The following is a 20404-nucleotide window of genomic DNA, read 5'->3' as shown; positions in this document are numbered from 1 at the left end:
GTGGACGACGGTTCAGACACCCGTCCGAACCGTCTTTCCGGGTGGATCACTGGATGGTTTTGACACCGACCGAAACGGAAACACCGTTCGTCAGCACGTCGAAGACCGCGGACCGTGCCCGTGCCTGCTCGACCAGTTGCTGAAGCTTCTCGGGCGGCGCATCGCCTTCGATATCGAAAGCCACCGCGATGTTCTGAAAGCCGTTTCGGACCTCGTCGGAAATGCCGAGGATGCCGCGCAGATCGATGTCGCCGTCGACGGAGCACTGCACCTTGGTCAGCTTGATGCCTCTGGCGGCGGCTATGTTCGCCACGCCGGACATCAGGCAGCTGGCGAGCGCATGCAGCAGCCATTCGACCGGGGTGGGGCCGTGATCGGCGCCGCACAGCACGGCCGGGTGGTCGCTGTCGGCGTAATACGCTTTGGCATGCTTCTGTTCCTGGCCGGCGCCGTGGAAGCCCAGCATGACGCTCTTGCTGTGGGTCCCTTCGACCCACTCGTTGTGGGCGCGGAACTGGAACTTGGCCAATTCAGGCTGGCCGGCGACAAAGTTGATCGTTGCCAGAAGGTTCGGCGTGTCGACGCCGTTCAACGGTGGCCTTGAGGCCTTGGTGGTGTGTTGCATCGTCTTCTCCAAGTGAATAGTGCGGCGAATTTGCCGGACCGCTTCCTTGTGACGGCGTTGCGTTTGAACGAGGGTGGTTGCGTTCGTGGAATTTGCCATGGAATTGCTTTGATCCACATGCCACGAAACGATCTGCGAGACGTGGGCCTTGTTCAAAGCGCCAAAACCCCGGCGAGGTGATCGCCAGGGATTGCGCGGTTGAGTAATTCTTGTGTTGAAGGCTTGGCTCGACTTCGGGGCAACCTCTCGCGCCCGCCGAGCCGAGCCTGTTCAACAGGCCCGGGTCAATGTGGATCGGCATCATTTCGCGTTCAAGCGACCGCTTTGAGCGCTGTCGGCAATTGTAATCGCATCGACGTGACGTGATCGATCTCTGAGCGGCCGATGCCGATGTCCTTGAGCAGATAGTCGGGCATTTCGTGGAGCGCGGCTCGCTCGCTGCGCATCTTCAATGCACGGAAGGCCAGGCGGATTGCGGATTTGGCGAAACCGATAGCGTCGAGCCTGTCTCTCGAGGCGGAATAGTTTGCATGATCGATAGTGGTCATTTTTGTCTCCATCCTCGCGACGCGACAATTCGCGCCGTCGATTAGAGGAGATTGCGACAGGAGCAGGGGAGTGAGCGTTTGAGTCTCCGTCGAATTATAGTCGAATTCGAGGGAATGGATCCGTTTAAACCGCCTATGCTACCACGGAAATCGACAGCCACTGTCAATCCCGGCCGCCGGGCTGGGCCACTGGCGCGTTTGGTTTCAAAGCGCGGACATGCCTAATTTTTTAAGTGCCGAGTGTTCCGGCATCCGATGTCTCAGGCTGCGAGCTGATCCTCGCGGGCAGCCGCGATCATCACGCTTGCGAGCAACGCATAGGCTGCCTCCCAAGCCTCGCGGACCGCCGGCGTGAAGGCCGTGCCGTGGCTGGCCGCCAACGTGTCGATGAGCGCTTGCCCGACGATCGGGTAATGATGCTCCTTGACGCCGTAAGTGACATGACGCTTGGCGAGTTCGCGCACTGTCGGGAGGACGGTGTTGGCATGATCCAGTCCGCGCACGACGAAGCCCAAGCTCGCCATCAGCTTGGCACCTTGCTTGGGCATGTCACTCGCCAAAAACAGCGCGCGAAGATCCGAGTCGATCGCGAACAGGCGTTCATAGAACAGAGCGGCGGCGGCCACGCGTATCGGGAGGACCTCGTGGAAACTATCCTGGACAAGTCTGATCTGGTCGGGTGTCATCGGCGACGCTCCAGGGATTCATAGTCAGAGTGAGGCTCGACCGTCCCCCCAAAGCGTTTCGCATGCATGTCGCCCGGCGCGCCAATGTGTTTCAGTTGTGTTTCAATTGGGGTTCTGTTTGCGCTCAGTTGTGTTCAGATTCCTTCTGTGTCGGACGGTGCCGGAAACCTCTCGATGTGGCCAAGCATCTAGGAAACATTCCGAACGGTCCTCTGATCGCAGATCACTCGAATGCGCTGCTGGATTTGTCGCGATCAGACCAATGTCCGCATCGGTCATCTCCGCCATTCCCAACGCGCAAGTCCCATTGCCACCATCTGGGTCCAGTGCCGCTTGAAACGGTGGAGCCGGCCCGGGGACGGGGCCGGCTCCTAAACCCGGTCGTTGGGACGGGGAGAGTGGGGACTCGACCGGGTTTTTGCGTCGCGTCTAGCGGACGCTGGCGACCGCGTCGGAGCGGCCGTCGTTGATCGTGACCCAAGCGCCCGAATTCTGGCTCGATTGGCGCTTCAGGTAGGTGTAGTCTGTGTCGGTCCAGGACAGCACCTTGGACTCCAGATTGTCGAGGATGAACTCTCCGAGGCTGGTGCGCACGGTCAGCACAGCGTGGCCGTCTCCGTTCCGCTGGCGCGCAACCGTCATCAGCAGGTCGCCGGCGGGAACGCCGATCCTCATCAACGCGCGGCGCTTCGCCAGCGCATAGTCCTCGCAGTCGCCGAAGCCGCTGCTGGGATAGGACCAGACTTCTTCCTTGCCCCACAGTTCCATGTCGGTGCGCGGCGCGATCTCGCCGTTGATCGAATTGTTGATGTTCACGATCCTTGCCCACAGCTTGCGGGTCAGCTCGACCGGCGCCTGCTTCGGCGTCCGCTCATTGCATTCCCGCGGGATCTGCTGGCAGAGCTCGTAATGACCGACCGGCTGGGTGGTGCGGCTGCCGGTATGCATGAAGGCAGGTCCCGCTGCGTTCGTCGTCCCCACGGCGAAAAACTGCATCGCCATTGCCAAGAGCAACAGCTTGCCCCTCGTCTTCGTCATCGTTCCAGTCTCCCCGTTTGAGGAGACAATGACATGATTGGATTTATTCGACGCAAAAGCGCGAAGTAGATATTAAGTAAAACGCCTATAGAATAAGCGTAAAATTTGAATCATTTCAGTATAAAATCGTTGAGGCGTTTTTTCGCGAAGCCGCATTGTCGCGGCGTGGGTCACCAGAAAGCCGGCCGGAACGGCCGGGCAATCGCATATGGGTGTCCCCGGCCGCTTCGCGGCCACCTTCTCCCCGCTGGGGAGAAGAGGCTGGCGCCGCAGGTGATGGGGGCTCTTGCCCATATGCGATTGCCCTGTCGAAACGGGCCGTTTCGATTGCGCAATGTGTTGTTTGTCAGACGCCGGGCGCGTTGAATTCGGAATCGAGTGTTTCCGGCCGCTGGATGACGGCGAACTCGATGGCGACGCCTTCCTCGAAATGCCGCACCACCTGGCCGCGCATGGTGCCCAGCATGACCTGGACGCCGACTGCCGGCTTGACGTCGATCTCGACCGCGGCGCCCGAAAGCGACAGGTCGATGATACGGCACTGGTACTGGCGCCCGTCGGCGAGCTGAAGCACGCTGCTCGGATTGCGCGGCGCCACGCGTTCGTGACGGCGGTCTTCCGGCAGATCGAGCTCGTGTTTGTTGGCAAGCCAGGTCAATTGCGCGGCAAGCTTGTCCTTCTTGCGTTCCGACGCGATGACCGTCATCGCGAAACCATCTTGCAGGATGCGGGTGACGACGCCTTCGACGCGGCCGATGTGATCGATATAGGCGATGACTTTCTCGCCCGGCATGCCGATGCGCTCGGTGCGAAGCGCAACATTGCCCGGCGACATGTCGACCACCTGGCACGGATGTTCGGTGCGATCCTCCAGCATGAAGCGTCCATATATCTTCACGCGGACGCGCTGAAAGTTGCGCCTTTCAGCTCGAGACGGCGCGGTGTCGACCGCCGCTGACCTCATGACTGCCTACACCCCGTTGGCATCCCGCGCGCTGATGCGAGGAATTTCGTCAGGAAATTACAGCAAAGCAAGTTAACAAAGGGGAAAGCCTGGCACCGTTACTTTAGGATTCACGATTATTCGTCGCGCCCGCCGTCGAACACGACCAGATGGCGGATGCGGCGCGCGTGGCCAAGCGCCGAAATCGTTTCAGGTGGATCGAGTTCCGACGGGACAAGCGAGGGAACGTCGATGGCCGGCCGGGTCTTCAGAAATATCGGCTCCTTCTCCGGATCGACGGCACGGATCGAATCGATCAAGGCGTCGACGATCGGATCCGCACCCAGCCAGAAGGGTTTTTCCGCGGCGCTTATCACGCCGAGGCAGCGCGGATTTTCGACGCCGCCGTCGAGCGGCAGGGCGAGCAGTTCGAACTTACTGGAGCGATTGCTGCGGCTGAAACCTTCATAGGTGATGAGCACCACGGATTTCTGGTCCAAGACGCCGTGGATCAGCCGTGAGACAAGCCGCTGGTCCTTCTCCCGCCACAGCGACGGGAAGGAAAACCCCTTGAGCTCGCGGCCATAGACCGCGCAAAGCCTGGTGCCGGCGAGCCGGAACACCGCTTCGCCGCGCGTATCCTTTTCGAGGATGAACGTGTCGGCCAGCAGCGACTTGATGTCGGCCGGTTCGACCTCCGAACGCTTCGGGGCAGGGCGCCCGTCACGCAACCGGTTCCAATAATGGAACAGCGTGATCGATCCGTTCTGGTTCATGCTATGCTGCTCCGCGCAATCTGTCGTCTGATGTCCCATCGGTGAACAGAAGGGCGCCCTCCGAGGACCTACATGCGTTGCGGAGCAGGATGCGTGCCAGCATCGTTAACACTTGTTCACGGGTCGGGGTCGTTAAGGTTAACAAGTGGTTTACGTTGCGCTCCACCCGAGCCCGTGGCACGCTAAAACCACTCCAGAAGAGGTCGTTTCGCAGCGATCGGCAGCAGTTCAGTCAAGAGTTTGGGGAGCAGGGTGCTCGACCCGCCGTTCAAGGGAAACCTTGGACGGCTTCTTTTTTGATTCGCGCCCAGTTTGATTCGCGCCGATTCGCTGTTTGTGATTCGGTCGGCCATGGCCTACATGCTCGCGAAGTCGAATTCAGCGACCCGAGCGCAAGGCATATGAGCGAATCAGCAAGCCCATCGGAAATCGAGCGGGGCGAGGGCGGTCCTGTCGGCCGCGAGCCACAATGGCGCCGCGAGCCGGTGTTCAACCTGCCACCCGTCGTGCTGGCGGCGATCGGCATCTGCGTCGTCGTTCACCTGATCCGGGTCTATGGACTCACCGACGACCAGGATTTCTCCCTGCTGATCCGGACCGCCTTCATTCCGATCCGCTATTCCAGTCGCTTCGATCTCGATTTCTATGCGTTTTCGAGCCCCTTCACCTACGCTTTCCTGCATGGCGGCTTTGCTCATCTTGCCATCAACATGGTGTGGCTGGCGGCTTTCGGTTCACCGCTGGCGAACCGCTTCGGCGCGCTTCGGTTCAGTCTGTTCTTCGCGGCGACGGGGCTGGCGGCGGTTGTGTTGTTTTGGGCCATGCATCCGCTCGGCCAGACGCCGCTGGTCGGCGCGTCGGGTGCGATTTCCGGCATGATGGGCGCCGCCGCCCGCCTTGGCTTTCGCACCGACCGCTCGTCCGGCAAAGCCGCCTTCGCCGGCGCGCCGCTGCCGATGGCGGCGGTGTTCCGCTCGCGCGGCGTTGTGACCTTTCTCGCCATCTGGATGGTGATCAATCTCGTCACCGGCCTCATTGCCTTCGCGCCCGGCATCGACAGCCAGATCGCCTGGGAGGCGCATATTGGCGGTTTTGTCGCCGGCTTCTTCGGCCTGCGCGCTTTCGATCGGCGGCATCAGGCGGACGAGTTCATGGCCTGAAGCATGTTGTCCCAAAAGTGCGCAGCAGTTTTGGGACAACGACATGCGATGCTCATTGAGGCGCCGCACTTGAAATGCGATCGATCGCGGCGCACGATGTCTGGCACTAAGCCGGTCAGGGCAGGAACCGGCAAGTAAGACTGAGGAGGACGCCATGACTGTTAAGGCAATTCTCGAGCAAAAAGGCCATGATGTGTTGACGCTCGGGCCGAACGAAAAGCTGAGCGAGGCCATTCGCATCCTGACCGAACACAGGATCGGTGCGCTGGTCATCACCAATGGCGATCACAAGATCGTCGGCATTCTTTCCGAGCGCGACGTCGTGCGGGTCCTCGCCAGGGAAGGAGCCGCCGCCCTGGATATCGCGGTGCGTTCGGCAATGACGCCCAAAGTGAAGATCTGCAATGAGAACCACACCGTCAACGAAGTCATGGAGATCATGACCAGTGGCCGTTTCCGCCATCTGCCGGTGGAAAAGGACGGCCTGCTCGACGGCATCGTGTCCATAGGCGATGTGGTCAAGCGGCGCATCGAGGATGTCGAGCGCGAGGCCGCGGAGATCAGGGCCTATATCGCGACGGCCTGACGGCCTGTTTCTTCAGCCGTCCGGCCGGCCTGAAGCGCGTCGCGTCCGAAGGGATTCATGCGACGCGCTTTGAGTTCCTTTCATGGATGTCGTTACCACAAAGCCGCTGCGCAGCCTCGGCTCAAGACCGAAGCCATGCTTTTTGGCGACATGGTTTAACGCAGGCCGGCCGCATGTTGAAGCCGTGCGATCAAGTCACGGTTGCGGCAATAGTCCGGCGGATCGTTCGGTTGCTCGTTTTCGTCGAGCCAAATCGCGCATTCGTCCTGATGGCCACACGAACGGCAGCGGTCGACGGCGCGACTGGTGACGGCTTCGTGGTCGGGTACGGTTTTCAACTGCCGGTCGACTCCCAGTTTCTGCATCATGCGACCCATCAATGCGGTTCTGGCGTCGACTGAAATCAAATAGTCGAGAAAACTCATGTCGGTCACTCCTGCCTCTTGGCAATCATCATCGTGCTGGCAACCGGCGACATTGATCTCGGTCAACAGGGGGATTTCGATGAACGAGGGATTTAGGCCAACAGGGCTCTCCCTTGCCAGTTCCGACCGATTGATCTAGCGAACGGTTGATTTTGTCGGCCGACAACGCCAGACAATTTGAACAACAACTATCTGGATCGCCATGACCCTCATCGACACCCGCACGCCCGACGCCAAACGCCTGATATCAGGCGCCACCGGTGACTGGGAAATCATCATCGGCCTCGAGGTCCACGCGCAGGTGACTTCGGAGGCAAAGCTGTTCTCCGGCGCCTCGACGGCTTTCGGTGCCGCACCCAACGCCAATGTCAGCCTGGTCGATGCGGCGATGCCGGGCATGCTGCCGGTCATCAACGAGGAATGCGTCAAGCAGGCGATCCGCACCGGCCTCGGGCTGAAGGCCGAGATCAACCACAAGTCGGTCTTCGACCGGAAGAACTACTTTTATCCCGATCTGCCGCAGGGCTATCAGATCTCGCAGTTCAAGCAGCCGATCGTCGGCGAGGGCAAGGTGATCGTCTCGGTCGGCCCGGACCGGCAGGGCGAATTCGAGGACATCGAGGTCGGCATCGAACGCCTGCATTTGGAGCAGGATGCTGGCAAGTCGATGCACGACCAGCATCCGACCATGTCCTATGTCGACCTCAACCGCTCCGGCGTGGCGCTGATGGAGATCGTTTCCAAGCCCGACATGCGCTCCGCCGACGAGGCCAAGGCCTATGTCACCAAGCTGCGCACCATCGTGCGCTATCTCGGCACTTGCGACGGCAATATGGACGAAGGCTCGCTGCGCGCCGACGTCAACGTCTCGGTGCGCAGGCCCGGTGGCGAATTCGGCACGCGCTGCGAGATCAAGAACGTCAACTCGATCCGCTTCATCGGCCAGGCCATCGACTACGAGGCGCGCCGGCAGATCGCCATTTTGGAGGATGGCGGCAAGATCGACCAGGAAACGCGGCTGTTCGACCCCAACAAGGGCGAGACGCGCTCGATGCGCTCCAAGGAAGAAGCGCACGACTACCGCTATTTCCCGGACCCCGACCTCCTGCCGCTGGAATTCGACCAGGCCTATGTCGACGCGCTGGCGAAGGATCTGCCTGAACTGCCGGACGACAAGAAGGCGCGGCTGATCTCCTCGCTCGGCCTGTCGACCTACGACGCCTCGATCCTGGTGTCGGAAAAGGCGATCGCCGACTATTTCGAGAAGGTGGCCGCTGGTCGCGACGGCAAGCTCGCCGCCAACTGGGTCATCAACGATCTGCTGGGCGCTCTGAACAAGGCCGGCAAGGATATTGAAAATGCTCCTGTTTCGCCCGATCAGCTTGGCGCTGTCATCGACCTGATCAAGGAGGGCACCATCTCTGGCAAGATTGCCAAGGATCTGTTCGAGATCGTCTGGAACGAGGGTGGCGATCCGCGCCAACTGGTCGAAAGCCGCAGTATGAAGCAAGTCACCGACACCGGCGCCATCGAAAAGGCGGTAGACGAGGTGATATCAGCCAACCCGGACAAGGTCGAGCAGGCGCGCGCCAAGCCGACCATGGCCGGCTGGTTCGTCGGCCAGGTGATGAAGGCGACGGGCGGCAAGGCCAACCCGCAAGCGGTCAACGATCTCGTCAAGGCCAAGCTCGGGATCGAATAGGATGATGTTCGTCCGCACCGCTGGCGAGCGCGATCTTGCCGCGGTCCGCGCGCTGCTGGTTGAAACCTGGCACGCCACCTACGACAGCATCTATGGTGCCGCCAAAGTCACCGAGATATCAGATGAATGGCATTCGATCGCCTCGCTCAAGGCGCGACTGGCACGTCCGAATTCCGAATTCGTGGTCGCGGACGACGGCAAGCGCATCGGCGGCATGGCGTTCGCCGCGGCCACCACGGACGCGAAGATCATCATGCTGAACCAGCTCTACGTGCATCCGGCCTGCCAGAGGCAAGGGATCGGCCAGGCATTGCTGGAAGAGGTCGAGGCCAGCTTTCCGGAGGCGCGGACGCTGCGTGTCGAAGTGGAAGAGGCAAATGCTGCGGCCGTCGCCTTCTATCGCTCGAAAGGGTTTTTACCCGCCGGCAACACCGCCGACTGTGGCGGCGGCTCAGGACTGTCGGCACTGATTTTCGAGAAGGCGATCGGATAGGTGTCGGCCGGGATGATGGCCGACGCCTGCAAGAATCTAGCTAAGCGCGTCGTGCCTTCGGACGCGACGCACTTTAAGTGGAGGGAACTTCCACATTATCGATCAGCCTGGTCTTGCCCAGCCAGGCGGCTGCGAGCAGGCGTCCGTCACGGTCTCGCCGCCATGGGGCGAGCGTCAGGCTCTCGCGCGCGGCGACATAGTCGACTTTGTCGAAGCCAACCTTGACGAGCGCGCGGCTGGCCTCGGCGGTTGTGCTGCCTTCGTCGCCGCCTGCCGCAAGTGCCGCGGCCGTCTGGCGCAAGGCGACGTTGAAGTTGCGCGCAACCTCGAGCTCGGCTTCGCCGAGATAGGCGTTGCGTGACGACATGGCGAGGCCACGCGCGTCGCGTACCGTTGGCGCGCCGATGATTTCCACCGGCAGATCGAGGTCGCGGCAGAGCTGCCTGACGACGCAAAGCTGCTGGTAATCCTTTTCACCGAAGACCGCATAGTCGGGCGATGCCTGCAGGAAGAGCTTTGCCACGACCGTCGCGACGCCGTCGAAGAAGGTCGGCCGGAAATCCGATTCCAGCCCGGCGGCTGGCCCGCCGACCGAAATCCTCGTGGCAAAGCCGGTAGGGTACATTTCCGTCACATCTGGGGTGAAGGCGAGCTCTGCGCCGGCCTCGGCCAGCCGGTCGAGATCGCGGGCGAGCTGGCGCGGATATTTGTCGAGGTCCTCGCTCGGCGCGAACTGCGTCGGGTTGAGGAAGATCGAAACAACGCAGCGATCGGCCTTTTCGAGCGCGATCCTGACCAGCGAGATATGGCCGTCGTGCAGCGCCCCCATGGTCGGCACCATGGCAACGCTGAGGCCATCGCGACGCCAGTCGCGGACTTGTGCGCGAAGCGCGGCGACGCTGTCGACGACGCGGGGACTCATGCTCATGCTTTGTCTTTGTCGGTTGTGGCGGAAAAGACATGGCCCGGGCCGGGGAATGTCCGGCTTCGCACCTCGGCTGCATAGCTGGCCGCCGCCTGCGATATGGTGCTGCGCAGGTCGGCATATTGCTTGACGAATTTCGGCACACGGTCGACGGTGAGGCCGACCATGTCGTCGATGACCAGGATCTGGCCGTCGCAGTCGCTGCTGGCGCCGATGCCGATGGTTGGAATGGACATGTGCCGGGTGAGGTCGGCGGCGACGGCCTCGACCGTGCCTTCGATGACCACCGAAAACGCGCCGGCCTTTTCGACAGCGTCCGCGTCGCGAAAAAGGGCGGCCACATTCTCCTGCGTCCGGCCCTTGATCCTGTAGCCGCCGTCGCTTTCCACCGATTGCGGCTGCAAGCCGATATGCCCCATGACCGGAATGCCGGCAGCGACGATCGCCGCGATCTGTCGGGCGACTGCGACGCCGCCCTCCAGCTTGACGCCCTGGCAACCGGTTCCGCCAACGATCCGCCGTGCCGAGGCTACGGCTTGGCGCGCCGAATCCTCATAACTTCCGGCCGGCATGTCGACCACCACGCAGGCTCTGGCCGATCCCCGCATCACCGCTTGTCCATGAGCGATCATCATCTCCAGCGAGGCGCCCAGCGTGGTCTTGTGGCCATGGAGAACCATGGCGACGCTGTCGCCGACCAGAAGCAGGTCGACGTGATCGTCCAGCAGGCGAGCGACAGGGTAGGTATAGGCGGTGAGGCAGACAATCGGCACGCCGCCCTTGCGCAGGCGAATGGAGCTGGCGCTGATCCGCAGTTCGGGGTCGGATGCATCTGCGGCCATCTTTACCTCCCTCAACCGTCACCAGGCTGGATACAGCACGGGCGAGCAGAGCTTTAGAAAGACGAGGCAGCCTTGGCAAGGCATGCGCCCCCGCGAACATGAAGGCTTGCATCGGTTTCCCGTCAGCATTTGCGCGGCACTTGCGGCAAAACCTTGCCTTCGCTATAGGCTGACGCCATAAGCAGGAAACAGGCGCCCCCGCTGCCGTCGCGCGAGACTTGCCACGAGGACTTGCCAAGAGGACTTGGATGAAAACTTTCCTGCTGCAGTTTTTCACATGGTGGAACAGCCAGACGCTGGGAACGCGTTTCCACACCTGGCGGCATGGCAAGAAGGTCGGGCAGGACGAAGCTGGCAACGTCTATTACGAAGGTGGTGTCGATTCGGAAGGCCGCACCCGCCGCTGGGTCATCTATAGCAACTATTCGGAAGCTTCGATGATTCCGGCCGGCTGGCATGGCTGGATGCATCACCGCGTCGATACCGCGCCGCCGAGCGACAACTACAAGCCACGCGAGTGGCAAAAGCCGCATCAGCCGAACCTCACCGGAAGTGCCGCCGCCTATCGCCCCAAGGGTTCCGTGCTGACCAATCAGCACCGCCCTCAGGTGACGGGCGATTACGACGCCTGGACGCCGGGGTCGTAAGAGCCTGTTTGGAAATTCGCTCCTGCGGCCATCTGATGGCGTTTTCTGCGCTTCCGGTGCTCACGGACTAAATGTCCGCTGCGCTCCGGTTCTCGAAACCACCACCATATGACTCGCCGGACCGACTTTCGAAACAGCCTCTAACCGCTCATCAAGGTGCGGATCGGTCCTTTATCGCCACAATTGGCGTTTAGCTGCTTGCCGATCTGACAGCAGCGACTAGCCTTGGGCGCGACAGAATCACCCCGGGCGCAAACCACCGGACCCTTGCATGAGCATTTTCAGCCGAATCTCGATAGGCGGACTGACGGCGGCCGCCGCTTTTGCCGCTTGCAGCATGGCCGTTGCACAGGCGCAGGAGGCGCCAGCGGCACCGGAGGCATGGGAGGCGCCAGCGGCACCTGAGGCATGGGAGGCGCCAGCGGCACCTGAGGCATGGGAGGCCCCAGCGGAGCCGGACGCATCGGAGGCCCCAGCGGCGCCGGAGGCATCGGAGGCGCCGGTGGCACCGGCGGCACCGGAACGCATCACCAATCCCGTCGCCGAATTCGCCGGCATCGACAAGATCACCGGCCGCATCATCACCTTCGATGTCTATATCGACGAGACGGTGCAGTTCGGTGCTTTGCAGGTGACGCCGCGCATCTGCTATTCGCGGCCGCAAACCGAAGAGCCGAAGACCGATTCCTTCGTCGAGGTCGACGAGATCACGCTCGACCGGAAAATCCGCCGCATCTTCACCGGCTGGATGTTTGCCGAAAGCCCCGGCCTCAATGCCGTCGAGCACGCCGTCTATGACGTCTGGCTGAAGTCATGCAAACAGAAGTCGGATGTGCCGGCGCCCGAGGCGGCCAAGACCAATTAGAACGTCAGGCGCATGGGGATCGCCTGTTCGGGATCTCACGCTGAGTCTTCCGGAACCGCCCCCTTGTCCGTGCGTTGGTCATGGCTGGCGGTACGGAGGATGTCCCATGATGGCCAACAAAGGCGAGCTTCTCGAGCTCGAAAAAGGGTTCTGGACCGGCGACGCTGCCTATTTCAAAGCCAATGCCGACACCCAATGCCTGGTGGCTTTCCCACAAATGGCACAAACGATGAGCAACGCCGATATGGCCGAAACCGCGACGGACCCGAACCGCTGGCGCGATCTCGATATCGAGCTCAAGGGCATCATCGAGCCGGGCAGCGACATTGTCATGCTAACCTATGAGGCGCATGCCACTCGCGACAATGGCGAACCTTATGCGGCGCTGGTCAGTACCGGCTATGTCCATCGCGCCGATGGCTGGAAGATGATGTTCCACGCGCAGACGCCTCTAGAGCCTGCGGCAAAAAACTGACCTGGCGCGGATCAGGGAAAAAAGACAGCTTCGCCTTTCAGCGCGTCAGCCAGCATCTTTTCGTATCTGCCCCTTGGCACGTCGACCGCGCCGAAGCGTTTGAGGTGCTCGGTGGTGAACTGCGTGTCGAGCAGCGCGAAGCGCCGTTCCTTCAGGCGCTCGACCAGATGCACCAGGCAGACCTTCGACGCATCCGTTTCCCTGGCGAACATGCTTTCACCGAAGAACACCCGGCCGAGCGACACGCCGTAGAGGCCGCCAACCAGCCGACCCTCGCGCCGGGCTTCGACCGAATGGCAATGGCCCATCCGATGGAGTTCGACGTAGGCTTCGCGGATCGGAGCATTGATCCAGGTCGACCGGCGTTCCTCGCGTCTCTCGGCACAGCCGTCGATGGTCGCCTCGAAGTCGAAATCGAAACGGATGTCGAACAGGTTTTTCCGGATCACCTTCCTCAGGCTCTTGGGCGCGTGGAAACCATCAAGCGGAATAATGCCGCGGGTTTCCGGCCGTACCCAGAACACTTCGGGATCGGTGGCGCTTTCGGCCATCGGAAAAACGCCCGAGGCATAGGCCTTGAGCAGCAGGTCGGTCGGGATGCGATAGCCTGGCGCGTAGGGACGGGTCATCGCGTCATCATATTCTATAAGTTCACGCCCTAATCCTCTGTGGCCAAATATTTTTCCAGCCAGTGGATGTCATACTCGCCATTGGCGATGTCGGCATTGCCGACGAGATCCCGGAACAGCGGCAGCGTGGTCTTGATGCCGTCGACGACGAATTCGTCGAGCGCGCGGCGCAGCCGCATCATGCATTCGACGCGGTTGCGGCCGTGCACGATCAGCTTGCCGATCAGGCTGTCGTAGTAGGGTGGGATCTTGTAGCCGGAATAGACGCCGGAATCGACCCGGATGCCGAGCCCGCCCGGTGTGTGGAAATGGGTGATCGTGCCGGGCGAGGGGGTGAAGGTGCGCGGATCCTCGGCATTGATGCGGCATTCGATGGCGTGGCCCTGGAAGCGGATATCTTCCTGGCGCACCGAAAGCCCGCCGCCCGAGGCGACACGGATCTGCTCATGCACGAGGTCGATGCCGGTGATCGCCTCCGTCACCGGATGCTCGACCTGCAGGCGGGTGTTCATCTCGATGAAGTAGAATTCGCCGTTCTCGTAGAGGAATTCGATGGTGCCGGCGCCGGAGTAGCCGAGATCGGCGATAGCCTTGGCACAGACGCCGCCGATATGCGCGCGCTCCTCGGCGTTGAGCGCCGGCGAGGGCGCCTCCTCCCAGACCTTCTGGTGGCGGCGCTGCAGCGAGCAGTCGCGTTCGCCGAAATGCACACCGCGTCCGGCACCGTCACCGAACACCTGCACCTCGATGTGGCGCGGTTTTTCCAGGTATTTCTCGATGTAGACGGCGTCGTCGCCGAACGCAGCACCGGCTTCCGAGCGCGCCGTCTGCAGCGCGACCTCAAGATCGGCCTCGCTGCGCGCCACCTTCATGCCGCGCCCGCCGCCGCCGGCCGACGCCTTGATGATCACGGGATAGCCGATCTCGGCGGCGATACGCTTTGCTTCCTTCTCCTCGGTGACGGCGCCGTCGGAGCCGGGCACCACCGGAATGCCCAGGCGCTTTGCTGTGCGCTTGGCCTCGATCTTGTCGCCCATGACGCGGATGTGATCGCCGGACGGGCCGATGAAGGTGATGTTGTGCGCGGCGAGGATATCGGCGAATTTGGCATTCTCCGACAGGAAGCCGTAGCCGGGATGCACCGCGTCGGCGCCGGTGATTTCGCAGGCGGCGACGATCTGGTGGATGTTGAGATAGCTGTCGCGCGACGGCGGCGGGCCGATGCAGACGCTCTCGTCGGCGAGCCGCACATGCATGGCGTCGGCGTCGGCGGTCGAATGCACCACCACGGTCTGGATGCCGAGCTCCTTGCAGGCGCGCAGCACCCTCAGAGCGATTTCGCCGCGATTGGCGATGAGGATTTTCTGGAACATTTTCGGCTGTTCCCGGCTCTACTCGATCACGACGAGCGGCATGCCATATTCGACCGGCTGCGCATCCTCGAACAGGATCGCCGTCACCGTGCCGGCCCGGGGCGAGGGGATCTGGTTCATCGTCTTCATCGCCTCGATGATCAGCAGCGTCTGGCCTTCCTTGACCTGCTGGCCGACCTCGATGAACGCCTTGGCGTCGGGCGACGGCGCCAGGTAGGCGGTGCCGACCATGGGCGAGGCCACCGCATTCTTGGAGATGTCGGCCGCTGCCGGGACGATCGCGGCCGCCGGCTGCGCTGCCAGCGGCGTATAGGCGGGCTGCGGCGCGGCGACCGCATGGACGGCCGGCGCCTGTCGCGACACGCGCACCTTCAAGTCGCCCAGCTCGACCTCGATCTCGGTGAGGTTGGTGTCGTTCAGTATGCCCGCCAGATCGCGGATAAGCTGCTGGTCAACACCGTTCTTCTTTATCGACATTTTCGAGCCTTCTGTTTGTTGGCCGGTCATAGGCGTGCGGCCAGCGCCTGCAGCGCCAGCGTGTAGCCGAGCGGCCCGAACCCGCAGATCATGCCGACGGCGACCGGCGAGACCATGGAGACGTGGCGAAATGATTCCCGCGCATGGATGTTGGAAAGATGAACTTCGGCGACGGGCAATGGCGCGATGGAGCGGATGGCGTCGTGAATGGCGATCGAGGTGTGGCTGTAGGCGCCCGGATTGATGACGATGCCGACAGCCTTGTCGGCGGCTTCCTGTATCCAGTCGACGAGGTCGCCCTCATGGTTCGACTGACGGAAATCGATCTCGAGCCCAAGTGCCGCACCCGCCTGCCTGCAATCTTCGGCGATCGCGGCAAGCGTCTTGCCGCCGTAGATGCCTGGCTCGCGCTTGCCGAGCGCGTTGAGGTTGGGACCGTTCAGGACGAAAACCGTTTTCAAAATGCCGACCTTTCCCGGCGCCGGCATCAGCTGGCGCACTGGGCCTCTATAATGGGCTTAAACGCCTGCGAAAAGAGCGCAAGTGGGTTCTTTCGCTGTCCACAACAGGCGGGAAATGGCCTGCGCCGAAACCAGTGGCCGATCAGAGTGCGGCCTTGGCCGCCTCGATCTTCTCTGCCAGCACTTCCTGCCCGAGCGCCCCGAACACCACCTCGTTGCCGACCACATAGGAGGGCGTTCCGGTGATGGCCAGCTTGTTGGCAAGGTCATAGGTCTTGGAGAGGGCTTCGGCGATCGACGGGTCCTTCATCTTCTCGCGCAGCTTTGCCTCGTCGGCGCCGAGCGAAAGCGCCACCTTGATGGCCGCCGCTTCGGTGGCGCGTCCCTGGCCGCCGAGCAGCGCGTTGTGGAACTCGCCGTATTTCTCCGGCATCATCAGGTGGAAGGCCATCGAGACGACGCTCGCCTTCTGCGAATCCGGGCCGAGGATCGGGAACTCCTTGAGCACGAAGCGCAGGTCCGGATCGGCTGTCGTCAGCGCTTGCATGTCATCGATGGCGCGTTTGCAGTAGCCGCAATTGTAGTCGTAGAACTCGACGATGGTGACCTTGCCGTTCGGATTGCCGACGACGCCGTCGAAGGTCGAGTTGAAGATCTCGTCCTTGGCATCTTTGATGACATTGAGGCTAGCAACCCTCTGCGCCTCTTTTTGCTTGGCCTCGAGCGCTTCCTGCGCCTCCAGCAGCACTTCCGGGTTCTTCAAGAGATAGTCGCGGATGATGCCCTCGACTTCGGCCCGGTCGACCTTGGTGTCGGCGGACGCCGCCTGGGCGATCTGCGCGGCATCGGCCCTTGCCGTCTGCGGACTTCCGGTCACGAACCCGAAACCCAGCATGGCGAGAGCGACCGCCGTTCCCGTGGTGCCAAGCAGAATTGCCTTGTTCATTGTCCCTAATCCTCTCGCCTGATTTCCGGCCCGATTGGTCTGACCCCGATTGGCCTGACTACCCGATTGGCCTGACTATATGTCGCCGCGCACGGCCGGAAAGTTCACTTTTTCTTGCCTGATGGTGCGTAATTTATGATGTCCTGCGCGCGGATCCAGCCCGGCTCGCCGCGCTTCATTTTCATCTGCGCACGCATAGCGAAGATTTTGGCATCCTTATAGGCGCCTGAATAGAAATGGCCTTCGGCGGTTGCAAGATCCGCGGCCGGGATGTTGCCGAGCTCGCCATAGGCCTGCGCCAGATAGCGGTATCCCGCGGTGTTTTCCCGGTCTCGCCCGAGGCCTTTGTTGATCTGCACCACCGCTTTCTCCAGGGAATCGGGCGTGCCGGTGGCCATCAGCGCCTGGCCGTAAGAGACCAGCAGCAGTCCGGATCGCGCCGGGTCGAGGTTGACGGCCTTGGCAAAGGCTTCCGCGGCATCCCTCGGCCTGTTCGCCTTCATCAGGATGTCGCCGCGCAATTCCTGGAAATACGGGTTCTTCGGTTGTTGCTTGATCAGTGCGTTGGTCTTGGCAAGCGCCTTGGCCAGATTGCCGTAAAGATAGGCCGTCTGCGCGTCGCCATATTGCGAGGCGAGGTTGCCCGGGTTCTTGCGCATCAGCCGCGATGCGGCGGCCTGGCCTCCCATATAGGCGGCGATCTTGATGCGCATCATGTCGTGCCGCAGCTGCAGCGCCGGCGAGTCGACCTTGTCGACGTAAGGGCTCTTCTTCACCAGCACTTCGAGATTGGAGATGCGGTCCCGCGGTATCGGATGGCTGATTCGATAGGGATCGACCTGCGCCCCCGACAGCGACAACGCGCTCTGGAAGCGGTCGAACGTCTTCAGCATGCCCATGCCGGACTGGCCGGTGGCATTGAGATAGGTTATCGCCGAGCGGTCGGCGGTCATCTCTTCGGTGCGCTGATAGGCGAGGATACTGCGCTGCGCCATCTCGCCGCCGCCAGCCGCAACACCCATGCCAGCGCCGGCAAGGCCCCGGCTGTTGGTGGTGGCGCCGGCAACCATCGCGCCAGCGCCAAGCAGCGTCGCGATGATGGCCATCGTCTTGGCGCGTTCGAGCTGGTTGCGCAATTTTTGCTGGTGCCCGCCGGCAATATGGCCGGCTTCGTGCGCGATGACGCCGATGATCTCGTTGGGCGTCTCCGCCGCCATCAAGGCGCCGGTGTTGATGAACATGCGGCGCCCGGCAACGAAGGCGTTGAAGCTCTGATCGTTGACCAGCACGATGTTGACGCCGTCTTCCGGCAGGCCCGCCGCCTTGAAGATCGGCCGCGCGTAGTCGCGCACCAGCGCTTCGATCTCGGCATCGCGCACCACCGGCACGTTTTGCGCGAAGGCGCTGACCGAGCCGGTCACAGCGACCGTCGCGGCAAGCAAAAACGTCGCGAAGACGCGCGCTGCCCTGGCAATCGTCGATTTGGGTCGGCTCAACATGGCAGGTCCACTGGTAGACGAGCGGGCGAAGGATGAAAAGTCGGCACTGAAACTTTACTGAACTTGTGATCCTCACATCAATCGGGCATTTGTGCGGCGCGGACGCCAAAGCTTTGGCGCCGGCAGCCGGCAAGGCCGACCCAAGGGTCGACAAGGAATGAGGTCAAATGGTTGTATCGCTTTCGCGTCGCGGCGAAGTCGAGCCGTTCCACGCCATGGACATTCTGGCTGAAGCGAATCGGCTGAAGGCCAAGGGCGTGCCGGTCGTTTCCATGGCTGTTGGCCAGCCGTCCGACCCGGCGCCGGCCGGGGTCAGGCAAGCGGCGGCGAACGCATTGAAGACAGGTCGCATCGGCTATACCGACGCATTGGGTCTTGCGGCCTTGCGCGAGGCAATCGCGCAGCACTACGCGGACCACTACGGGCTTGACGTCCCGCCCAGCCGGATCGCCGTCACCACCGGATCGTCGGCCGCCTTCAACCTGGCTTTTCTGGCGATGTTCGATCCAGGCGACCGCGTCGCCATCGCCGCACCCGGCTATCCGGCCTATCGCAACATCATGGCCGCGCTCGGCATCGAGATCGTCGAGATCGAACTCGGGGGCGATGCCTATCTCCACGCCGAACACCTGAAGGCTGCGCATCGCGAAAAGAAGCTGAAGGGCGTGTTGTTCGCCAGTCCGGCCAATCCGACCGGCGCGGTGATCCCCGCCGACGAGCTGTCGGCGCTGGTGAGGACGGCGCAAGAGTTCGGCATCGCCGTGATCTCCGACGAGATCTATCACCGGCTGGCATACGTTGCGCCGGACACCACGGCGCTTGCCTGCGGCCGGGATGTGACGGTGATCAATTCCTTCTCGAAATATTACTGCATGACCGGTTGGCGCATCGGCTGGATGGTGCTGCCGGAACAACTGGTGCGGCCCGTGGAGCGCATCGCCCAGAGCCTCTACATCTCACCGCCGGAACTGTCCCAGATCGCCGCGATCGAGGCGTTCAAGGCGACCGGGGAATTGGAGGCGGTGAAGGCGCGCTACGCCTGGAATCGCGAGCTTTTGATGAAACGCCTGCCCGAACTCGGCTTTACGCTGGCGGCCCCGATGGATGGGGCTTTCTACGCCTTCTGCGACGTCACCAGGCACACCAACGACAGCATGGCCTTCGCGCGCAGGATGCTGGCCGAGGCGCATGTGGCGGCGACGCCCGGCCGCGACTTCGATCCGCTTCAAGGCCATCGGACCATGCGCTTTTCCTATGCCGGCAGCCACGGTGAGATGGTCGAGGCGATGGTGCGCATCGAACGCTGGCTGAAGTAACGGGACGCGAATGCCGGGACTCGAACAGGCTTTGACCGAAATTGCCGCCGAAATGGCGGAGCGCACGGATCGCGGCGACGTCGCGACCTACATTCCGCAACTTGGCAAGATCGATCCGAAGAAGTTCGGCATTGCCGCCGTGACCAATGACGGTCGCGTGCTGATGGCGGGCGACGCCGATGAGCCGTTTTCGATCCAGAGCATTTCGAAGGTGTTCACGCTGACATTGGCGCTCGGCAATGTCGGCGATGCGCTGTGGCAACGTGTCGGGCGCGAGCCTTCGGGCAACCCGTTCAACTCGATCGTCCAGCTCGAGCACGAGAACGGCATTCCGCGCAATCCGTTCATCAATGCCGGCGCCATCGTCATTTCCGACATCCTGCTCGCCGGCCACCAGCCGCGCGAGGCGATCGGCGAGATCCTGCGCTTCATCCAGTTCCTGGCCGACGACGATACCATCATCATCGACCGCGAGGTCGCGGCTTCGGAACGCGCCACCGGCTTTCGCAATCTGGCGCTTGCCAACTACATGAAGTCCTTCGGCAATCTCAACCACGCTCCGGACCTGGCGCTGGGCGTCTATTTCCATCATTGCGCCATCGCCATGAGCTGCCGGCAACTGGCCTTGGCCGGCCGCTTCCTCGCCAATGGCGGCAGGAACCCGGCGACGGGTCTTTCCGTGGTGTCGGCCGAGCGCGCCCGCCGCATTGGCGCGATGATGCTGACCTGCGGTCACTATGACGGCTCCGGCGATTTCGCCTTTCGCGTCGGCATTCCGGGCAAAAGCGGCGTCGGCGGCGGCATTTTGGGGATCGTGCCGGGCGTCGCCTCGCTTGCCGTATGGTCGCCCGGCCTCAACGCAAACGGGAATTCCAGGCTGGGGTCGATCGCGCTGGAAAGACTGGCGAAGATGATGAACTGGTCGGTCTTCGCGCCGTAGAAGCTTGTGCCGTAAGCGTCCGGCCTG

At 62.2% G+C, this 20404-nt stretch carries 23 protein-coding genes and 1 pseudogene; 9 read left to right on the top strand and 15 right to left on the bottom strand.

Features of this window, described 5'->3' with window-relative positions:
• Positions 1–46 precede the first annotated feature (46 nt).
• From IQ26_RS06235 to IQ26_RS06210, 6 genes are all read right to left on the bottom strand, one after another.
• The gene (locus IQ26_RS06235; RefSeq protein WP_145714937.1) at positions 47–625 is read right to left on the bottom strand and encodes an OsmC family protein; all 579 of its coding nucleotides are present in this window, start codon (positions 623–625) and stop codon (positions 47–49) included.
• Positions 626–936: 311 nt separating this feature from the next.
• Positions 937–1173 carry a DUF1127 domain-containing protein gene (locus IQ26_RS06230; protein ID WP_162457876.1) on the bottom strand — a complete coding sequence of 79 codons (237 nt, stop codon included), beginning with the start codon at positions 1171–1173 and terminating at the stop codon, positions 937–939.
• A 260-nt stretch (positions 1174–1433) separates the two neighbouring features.
• The gene (locus IQ26_RS06225; RefSeq protein ID WP_145714933.1) at positions 1434–1859 is read right to left on the bottom strand and encodes a globin family protein; all 426 of its coding nucleotides are present in this window, start codon (positions 1857–1859) and stop codon (positions 1434–1436) included.
• Positions 1860–2288: 429 nt separating this feature from the next.
• Positions 2289–2897 carry a transglutaminase-like cysteine peptidase gene (locus IQ26_RS06220; RefSeq protein ID WP_145714931.1) on the bottom strand — a complete coding sequence of 203 codons (609 nt, stop codon included), beginning with the start codon at positions 2895–2897 and terminating at the stop codon, positions 2289–2291.
• A 346-nt stretch (positions 2898–3243) separates the two neighbouring features.
• The gene (locus tag IQ26_RS06215; RefSeq protein WP_145714929.1) at positions 3244–3861 is read right to left on the bottom strand and encodes a PilZ domain-containing protein; all 618 of its coding nucleotides are present in this window, start codon (positions 3859–3861) and stop codon (positions 3244–3246) included.
• Positions 3862–3977: 116 nt separating this feature from the next.
• A complete protein-coding gene (locus IQ26_RS06210; protein ID WP_145714927.1) occupies positions 3978–4616 on the bottom strand; it encodes a PAS domain-containing protein in 639 nt (212 codons plus the stop codon).
• A 401-nt stretch (positions 4617–5017) separates the two neighbouring features.
• On the opposite strand from IQ26_RS06210, the gene IQ26_RS06205 reads away from it, so the two are divergent.
• Both IQ26_RS06205 and IQ26_RS06200 read left to right on the top strand, forming a co-directional pair.
• Positions 5018–5776, top strand: coding sequence for a rhomboid family intramembrane serine protease (locus tag IQ26_RS06205; RefSeq protein ID WP_145715219.1), 759 nt, complete (start codon positions 5018–5020; stop codon positions 5774–5776).
• A gap of 154 nt (positions 5777–5930) precedes the next feature.
• Positions 5931–6362 carry a CBS domain-containing protein gene (locus tag IQ26_RS06200; protein ID WP_126042568.1) on the top strand — a complete coding sequence of 144 codons (432 nt, stop codon included), beginning with the start codon at positions 5931–5933 and terminating at the stop codon, positions 6360–6362.
• 155 nt (positions 6363–6517) lie between these two features.
• On the opposite strand, the gene IQ26_RS06195 is transcribed toward IQ26_RS06200, so the two are convergent.
• Positions 6518–6853, bottom strand: coding sequence for a DUF6455 family protein (locus IQ26_RS06195; protein ID WP_240547021.1), 336 nt, complete (start codon positions 6851–6853; stop codon positions 6518–6520).
• 136 nt (positions 6854–6989) lie between these two features.
• Here IQ26_RS06195 and gatB point away from each other — a divergent pair, with 136 nt between their 5' ends.
• Together gatB and IQ26_RS06185 are read left to right on the top strand one after the other, a co-directional pair.
• Complete coding sequence (gatB, locus tag IQ26_RS06190; protein WP_145714925.1) at positions 6990–8489, top strand: Asp-tRNA(Asn)/Glu-tRNA(Gln) amidotransferase subunit GatB; 1500 nt, start codon at positions 6990–6992, stop codon at positions 8487–8489.
• Positions 8490–8493: 4 nt separating this feature from the next.
• Positions 8494–8982 (top strand): GNAT family N-acetyltransferase, encoded by a 489-nt coding sequence (locus IQ26_RS06185; protein ID WP_145715206.1) that lies wholly within the window; start codon positions 8494–8496, stop codon positions 8980–8982.
• A gap of 73 nt (positions 8983–9055) precedes the next feature.
• Here the strand turns inward: IQ26_RS06185 and panC are convergent, their stop codons facing one another.
• Both panC and panB read right to left on the bottom strand, forming a co-directional pair.
• On the bottom strand, positions 9056–9910 hold the full coding sequence (gene panC, locus IQ26_RS06180; RefSeq protein ID WP_407660322.1) for a pantoate--beta-alanine ligase: 855 nt from the start codon (positions 9908–9910) through the stop codon (positions 9056–9058).
• Positions 9907–10749 (bottom strand): 3-methyl-2-oxobutanoate hydroxymethyltransferase, encoded by an 843-nt coding sequence (panB, locus tag IQ26_RS06175; RefSeq protein ID WP_145714923.1) that lies wholly within the window; start codon positions 10747–10749, stop codon positions 9907–9909. Before panB ends, panC begins: the two co-directional genes overlap by 4 nt.
• A 248-nt stretch (positions 10750–10997) precedes the next feature.
• On the opposite strand from panB, the gene IQ26_RS06170 reads away from it, so the two are divergent.
• The 3 genes and pseudogenes from IQ26_RS06170 to IQ26_RS06155 all read left to right on the top strand — a co-directional run bounded on the left by IQ26_RS06170 (position 10998) and on the right by IQ26_RS06155 (position 12736).
• Positions 10998–11396, top strand: coding sequence for an NADH:ubiquinone oxidoreductase subunit NDUFA12 (locus IQ26_RS06170; protein ID WP_145714921.1), 399 nt, complete (start codon positions 10998–11000; stop codon positions 11394–11396).
• 460 nt (positions 11397–11856) lie between these two features.
• Positions 11857–12261, top strand: a pseudogene (locus tag IQ26_RS06160) (DUF2155 domain-containing protein); the annotation flags it as partial.
• Between the two features lie 106 nt (positions 12262–12367).
• Positions 12368–12736, top strand: coding sequence for a hypothetical protein (locus tag IQ26_RS06155; protein ID WP_145714918.1), 369 nt, complete (start codon positions 12368–12370; stop codon positions 12734–12736).
• Between the two features lie 11 nt (positions 12737–12747).
• Here IQ26_RS06155 and aat read toward each other — a convergent pair whose 3' ends face one another.
• The 6 genes from aat to IQ26_RS06125 all read right to left on the bottom strand — a co-directional run bounded on the left by aat (position 12748) and on the right by IQ26_RS06125 (position 18121).
• Positions 12748–13365, bottom strand: a complete 618-nt coding sequence (aat, locus tag IQ26_RS06150; protein WP_145714916.1) for a leucyl/phenylalanyl-tRNA--protein transferase — start codon at positions 13363–13365, stop codon at positions 12748–12750.
• A gap of 29 nt (positions 13366–13394) precedes the next feature.
• Entirely contained in the window at positions 13395–14738 is a 1344-nt protein-coding gene (gene accC / locus IQ26_RS06145; protein ID WP_145714914.1) for an acetyl-CoA carboxylase biotin carboxylase subunit, read from the bottom strand.
• An 18-nt stretch (positions 14739–14756) separates the two neighbouring features.
• A complete protein-coding gene (gene accB / locus IQ26_RS06140) occupies positions 14757–15215 on the bottom strand; it encodes an acetyl-CoA carboxylase biotin carboxyl carrier protein (protein WP_145714912.1) in 459 nt (152 codons plus the stop codon).
• Positions 15216–15241: 26 nt separating this feature from the next.
• A complete protein-coding gene (gene aroQ / locus IQ26_RS06135; protein ID WP_145715198.1) occupies positions 15242–15676 on the bottom strand; it encodes a type II 3-dehydroquinate dehydratase in 435 nt (144 codons plus the stop codon).
• A 142-nt stretch (positions 15677–15818) separates the two neighbouring features.
• A complete protein-coding gene (locus tag IQ26_RS06130) occupies positions 15819–16622 on the bottom strand; it encodes a DsbA family protein (RefSeq protein WP_145714910.1) in 804 nt (267 codons plus the stop codon).
• Between the two features lie 104 nt (positions 16623–16726).
• On the bottom strand, positions 16727–18121 hold the full coding sequence (locus IQ26_RS06125; RefSeq protein WP_145714908.1) for a M48 family metalloprotease: 1395 nt from the start codon (positions 18119–18121) through the stop codon (positions 16727–16729).
• A gap of 167 nt (positions 18122–18288) precedes the next feature.
• On the opposite strand from IQ26_RS06125, the gene IQ26_RS06120 reads away from it, so the two are divergent.
• Both IQ26_RS06120 and IQ26_RS06115 read left to right on the top strand, forming a co-directional pair.
• Positions 18289–19437: a pyridoxal phosphate-dependent aminotransferase gene (locus IQ26_RS06120; protein ID WP_145714906.1), complete on the top strand. Its 1149-nt coding sequence runs from the start codon at positions 18289–18291 to the stop codon at positions 19435–19437.
• Positions 19438–19447: 10 nt separating this feature from the next.
• Positions 19448–20377: a glutaminase gene (locus IQ26_RS06115; protein WP_145714904.1), complete on the top strand. Its 930-nt coding sequence runs from the start codon at positions 19448–19450 to the stop codon at positions 20375–20377.
• Positions 20378–20404: the final 27 nt, after the last annotated feature.

This window comes from Mesorhizobium tianshanense, assembly GCF_007830515.1.
In the GTDB taxonomy this organism is placed as follows: domain Bacteria; phylum Pseudomonadota; class Alphaproteobacteria; order Rhizobiales; family Rhizobiaceae; genus Mesorhizobium; species Mesorhizobium tianshanense.
This window is presented reverse-complemented; position numbering and strand designations above follow the sequence as displayed.